This window comes from Okeania sp. SIO2B9 (genome assembly GCF_010672505.1).
Taxonomy (GTDB): Bacteria; Cyanobacteriota; Cyanobacteriia; order Cyanobacteriales; family Microcoleaceae; genus Okeania; species Okeania hirsuta.
This window is the reverse complement of the sequence record NZ_JAAHGK010000480.1, coordinates 1-5,118: the sequence shown is the minus strand read 5'-3', so window position 1 is coordinate 5,118 and position 5,118 is coordinate 1. Positions and strand designations below refer to the sequence as shown.

Here is a 5,118-nt window from a genome sequence, read left to right as displayed (position 1 = left end):
TGTTCTCCTTATAGGGGGAGGTTTTAAACCCATTTTTTCATTTAAATCCTCCCTACAACCATACATTTAAGAAAGGTTAAGAGCAGCACGAGCCTCAAGTAGTGCATCTCTGAATTGATAGCTAGCTTCAACGATTTTTCTTCGATCCTGATTGGTTAAAGAGCTGTAAGGAGTAGCTGCTACCTGGTTAGAGGAAAAGGACCGAGGACCGAGTCAGAAGAAACGGGGAATTTAGAGGAGGTAAAAGTAAGAATTGTCCCTCAATTTTTCTGTCCTTGATTTGCCCAAAATGCTAACTTTTTGAACGTTTTAGACTAAAACAAGGGCACTTTTTGGGAATCTCATAAGCCTAAAACCTTTATCAGTCAATACTTTGATAGTTAATCAGCAAACCCTATTTACTCCTTCTTTCTTCTTCCTTCTTCCTTTTAACAACAAAATCCTCAATTCTCCATAGTTAGAGGTTGCGCTGGAATCGCAGCAATAATCGCATCAATCACCTTAGCAATAGGTAAAATATGCATACCTAAATCCGGCGTTTGTTGACCTTTCGGAATAATTGCCCTCTTAAAACCTAATTTTGCAGCTTCTCTTAACCTTAATTCCAACTGAGATACAGGTCGTACTTGGCCACCTAAACCAACCTCTCCCAGCAAAATAATCCTGGGGTCAACTACCCGATCGCGAAAACTAGCCACTACTGCAATAGCAACTCCCAGGTCTGCGGCAGGTTCTTCTACACTCAACCCACCCACTGTCGCCACATAGGTATCCAACTTTGATAAAGGAATACCTACCCGTTTTTCCAACACTGCCAAAATCTGTTGCAACCTACCACTATCAATTCCAGTAGTAGAACGTCGAGGCGCACCATGACTCGCTGGACTTACTAAAGCTTGAATCTCTACAACTATTGGGCGAGTACCTTCCATCGATACAACTGTAGAAGTTCCTGAAGAATACTCATCCCTACTTCCTAAAAATAACTCTGAGGGATTCAATATCTCTTTTAAACCATTCGCCACCATTTCAAATACTCCAATTTCGTGAGTAGCGCCGAAACGATTTTTCATAGAGCGCAACAGACGGTGGGAGGCAAAGCGATCGCCCTCAAAATACAAAACCGTATCTACTAAATGTTCTAAAACACGGGGACCTGCTAAAGCACCATCTTTAGTGACATGACCGACTATTAATAAAGTAATATTTTCCCGCTTTGCTACTTGCATTAATGCGGAAGTACATTCCCTCACCTGAGCAACTGAACCAGGAGCGGAGGTCAGCGAAGCAAAATAAATTGTCTGAATACTGTCAATTACTGCTAAATATGGTTTGAGAGATTCCAACTCTCTCAAAATTACTTCTAAATCTGTTTCTGGCAATAAAAATAAATTTTCGTGAGAATCTGTAGTGGAATCTTTTATAGTTTCAGAATTGCTATTACTTTCTTGATTTTCATTTGAGGATAAATCTTCATCCATCTCAACATTTGAAACATTATCCTTATCCTCTTGCTCTACTTCATTGAGATTAACAATTAAACGTTGCGAACGTAATTTAACCTGTTGTCCAGACTCTTCCGCTGATACATACAAAACCCGACATCTACTAGACAACTGATTCGCCACCTGTAACAAAAGGGTAGATTTACCAATACCAGGTTCTCCACCAATCAAAACCAAGGAACCAGGAACAATTCCACCACCAAGCACTCGGTCTAACTCTTCAAACCCAGAAGGCATTCTGGACAAACTTTGGTCAGAAATCTGGGATAATAGAAAAGATGCCCTTGGTTGACCAGAAGACTTATCTGATTCAGATGCTTGACTGCCCCCAATATCAGTCAGTCCCAATCTTTGTAGAGCAGCAGTAGTTGATTTTTCTATCTCTTCTGTAAAAGAATTCCAAGTATTACAGCTAGGACATTTGCCCAAAAATTGGGTAGACTCATATCCACATTCTCCACAAACATACTTTATTTTCTGTTTTGGCATTTCTTAAAATAATTTAATATTCACTCGCAAATATAAAAAAGCCTAAAGTTTCACTCATCCTAAGCTAAGGAGTAATACATAATGGTAATTTCTATTGTTATTTTGATGATAGAGTTAAAAAAATTAATATAATTATAAATCTAAATGAAGGAGTGTTAGGAAAAGTGGAAAATCATAAAGAAAAAATATTGGTTGTTGATGATGAGGCAAGTATCCGTCGTATTTTAGAAACTCGGCTGTCAATGATTGGTTATGATGTTGTCACCGCTGCTGATGGAGAGGAAGCTTTAGTAACTTTTCACAATGCGGAACCCGATCTGGTAGTATTAGATGTGATGATGCCAAAATTAGATGGTTATGGTGTATGTCAGGAGTTGCGAAAAGAATCTGATATTCCCATAATTATGCTAACTGCTTTGGGAGATGTTGCAGATCGAATTACAGGTTTAGAGTTAGGTGCTGATGACTATGTTGTTAAGCCTTTTTCTCCAAAAGAATTAGAAGCAAGAATTCGTTCTGTATTACGTCGAGTTGATAAAAATGGTGCTTCTGGCATTCCTAGTTCTGGTGTTATTCAGGTCAGCACTATTAGAATTGATACGAATAAGCGTCAAGTTTACAAAGGAGATGAACGAATTAGACTTACTGGTATGGAGTTTAGTTTGTTGGAGTTGTTGGTAAGTCGTTCTGGAGAACCTTTTTCTCGGTCTGAGATTTTGCAGGAAGTTTGGGGTTATACTCCGGAGCGCCATGTAGATACGCGGGTAGTGGATGTTCATATTTCTCGACTGAGGGCTAAGTTAGAAGAAGATCCAAGTAATCCAGAATTGATTTTAACTGCGCGGGGTACTGGTTATTTATTTCAACGTATTATTGAGCCTGGTGAGGTTGGTTGAAATATAGTTACAGTCAAATCAAAGGCTAAAAAATGGGTAGTCCTAAAGATTTAAGGATATTAGTTGCTACATTCCTTTAATTATAAGAAGGTAGACTATAAAAATCATTACTTGTTTAGTACTACTAAAAAATGCTAGTTATTCAGTAACTTTAAAAATTACCTTATCGGTATCTAAATTTATATTTTTCTTTACTGGTTTAATACCAATTCCTAAAAATAATGCTATTTTTATTGAATACTTCAGTTATTAAGTAATGATAATTGTTCATTAATTTTTTTAGCAATTATTTGTATAAAGTCAAGATATCTTATTCGTAATTTACCGAATAATTAAGGTTAAAAGCCTCTCCTTTAAAGGATAAAAAAGAAAAAAAATCATGCTCCGTGTCATATCAAATCCGGTTAAATAACCTCACAATCAATAGCTTACAATTCTGATTATAAGGTTATTGGATATATGTGCAATTAGGCGGATTTGATATCAATCCTCTTCTTTTCAAGGAGAGATAATAATTAATAATTAATAATTAATTGTTGAACTACTTTCTACTCTCTGCTTTCAAGAAGATGTAGCAAAAATGCGTGATATTTGGGTATAAGATTCCACACTTCAACTGCTGTGTCTACAATTGCTTGAAGTTATCAGACACGAAGTGGCTTGTCAAAGACTACCTCAATCAACTTTTTCCTTCTTCAATAAATTTAATGAGTTAAATCATAGCTTTCAAAATTTATGTAGAGACTATATAGCAATCAGGAATAAGTTGTGAGAGTTGAGTTGTTCCTTAAAAGTATAAAGTATAGCAGTTATCATATTCAGATGATAGATTTTTTTTCTTCTTCCCTGTTCCCTGTTTCCTAAAATTTGCCAATATCTCACAACTTAAATTATATTATATTACTATATATTCATATTTCTTAAATATAAACACTATATTTAAACCCTCTTTCTTTAATAATTTATTCTTTAAAATATGGCTAAATCAGACCAAAATCAAGTCCTACGAATGTTACCTATAATAGTAGGAGGATTAGGTGGAACTTTACTCATGGTTAATCGATTTTTCACCCCTAATCTTTTAGCTTCCCAAGCTCGTTCTGATGTTGTAGGAGTAATTTTAAGCGCTTTTTTAATTTTAACTGGTTTACTTTGGCAACAGATACAACCACGTTCTCCTGATACTGTTGAATTAATTGGTGAATCAGGATTTGAACTATTGCCAGAATTATCTGACATAGCAAAAAATGAACTTGCCTGGGCTTCTAGTTTATTATTAACTAATACAGTTACTAAAACTATTATTATTTGGTATCAAAACAAAGTCTTATTAAAAAGAGGAATGTTACCATCTCACTCACAAGTAGAACCGGGAGCTATTTTCAAGCAAGTTTTGAATAAACAAAAACCTATTTATTTAGTAGATTTAAAAGTTTATCCGGGTCGTATTGAATTTAATTATTTACCAGAAAATACTCAAGGTGTCATTTGTCAACCTATTGGTAAGAATGGTGTAATTATCTTAGGTGCAAATTCCCCTCGCAGTTATACGAAACAAGATGAAAATTGGATTTCAGGAATAGCAGAGAAATTGACAGATACTTTATTGAGAGAAATTAACTAGAATCAATAATACAGGTTAATTTTTTTGATTTTAATTAATTTGATTTTAATTAATATGTTAATGGTAATTATTTATTGGCTTCTTATAATAGTTATGTTGGTCGGTGTTGCTGGTGCTGTAATTCCAGGTTTGCCAGGTTCTAGTTTGATTTTAGCAGCGATTTTAGTTTGGAGCTTTATTCAAAATTTTACTGGAGTGGGTTGGGCATTAGGAATGGCGATCGCCGTTCTGGTTTTGAGTACTTTGATAGATTTTCTAGCTACTTATTGGGGAGCAAAACAGTCAGGTGCTAGCAAATGGGGACAAATAGGTTGTTTCGTTGGTCTGGCACTAGGTTTTTTTGGTCTATTACCAGCTTTACCATTTGGCGGACCTTTATTAGGGATGTTGATTGGACCTTTTTTCGGAGCAGTTGTTGGAGAATTTTTATATCGTCAAGATTTAGAGTTTATTCAGAGGGCTAAATTATCTGTAATATCAAATCCGGTAGCATCGGAGTAATTAAACCTGAATTTTCGGCCACCAATGGTACTGGGTTATAGCCTTGATTGCAAATTGCTGTGTTAAAAGAACTTGACAACGCTCAAACAGAATTTCTTCTAAC

At 35.6% G+C, this 5,118-nt stretch carries 4 protein-coding genes; 3 read left to right on the top strand and 1 reads right to left on the bottom strand.

The window, feature by feature from the left end:
- Window positions 1-443: 443 nt before the first annotated feature.
- Window positions 444-1,994: a DNA repair protein RadA gene (gene radA / locus F6K13_RS17320; RefSeq protein ID WP_124146531.1), complete on the bottom strand. Its 1,551-nt coding sequence runs from the start codon at window positions 1,992-1,994 to the stop codon at window positions 444-446.
- Window positions 1,995-2,158: 164 nt separating this feature from the next.
- Between radA and rpaB the strand changes: the two genes are divergently transcribed.
- The 3 genes from rpaB to F6K13_RS17305 all read left to right on the top strand — a co-directional run bounded on the left by rpaB (window position 2,159) and on the right by F6K13_RS17305 (window position 5,015).
- Window positions 2,159-2,890 (top strand): response regulator transcription factor RpaB, encoded by a 732-nt coding sequence (gene rpaB, locus F6K13_RS17315; protein ID WP_124146530.1) that lies wholly within the window; start codon window positions 2,159-2,161, stop codon window positions 2,888-2,890.
- 976 nt (window positions 2,891-3,866) lie between these two features.
- A complete protein-coding gene (locus F6K13_RS17310; RefSeq protein ID WP_124146529.1) occupies window positions 3,867-4,514 on the top strand; it encodes a cofactor assembly of complex C subunit B in 648 nt (215 codons plus the stop codon).
- Window positions 4,515-4,538: 24 nt separating this feature from the next.
- Window positions 4,539-5,015 (top strand): DUF456 domain-containing protein, encoded by a 477-nt coding sequence (locus F6K13_RS17305; protein WP_375339449.1) that lies wholly within the window; start codon window positions 4,539-4,541, stop codon window positions 5,013-5,015.
- The last annotated feature ends 103 nt before the right edge of the window (window positions 5,016-5,118 follow it).

Excerpts from the sequence above, each read along its gene's own strand:
- F6K13_RS17310 (WP_124146529.1), top strand. The coding sequence starts at position 3,867 with ATGGCTAAATCAGACCAAAATCAAGTCCTACGAATGTTACCTATAATA.
- radA (WP_124146531.1), bottom strand. The coding sequence starts at position 1,994 with ATGCCAAAACAGAAAATAAAGTATGTTTGTGGAGAATGTGGATATGAG.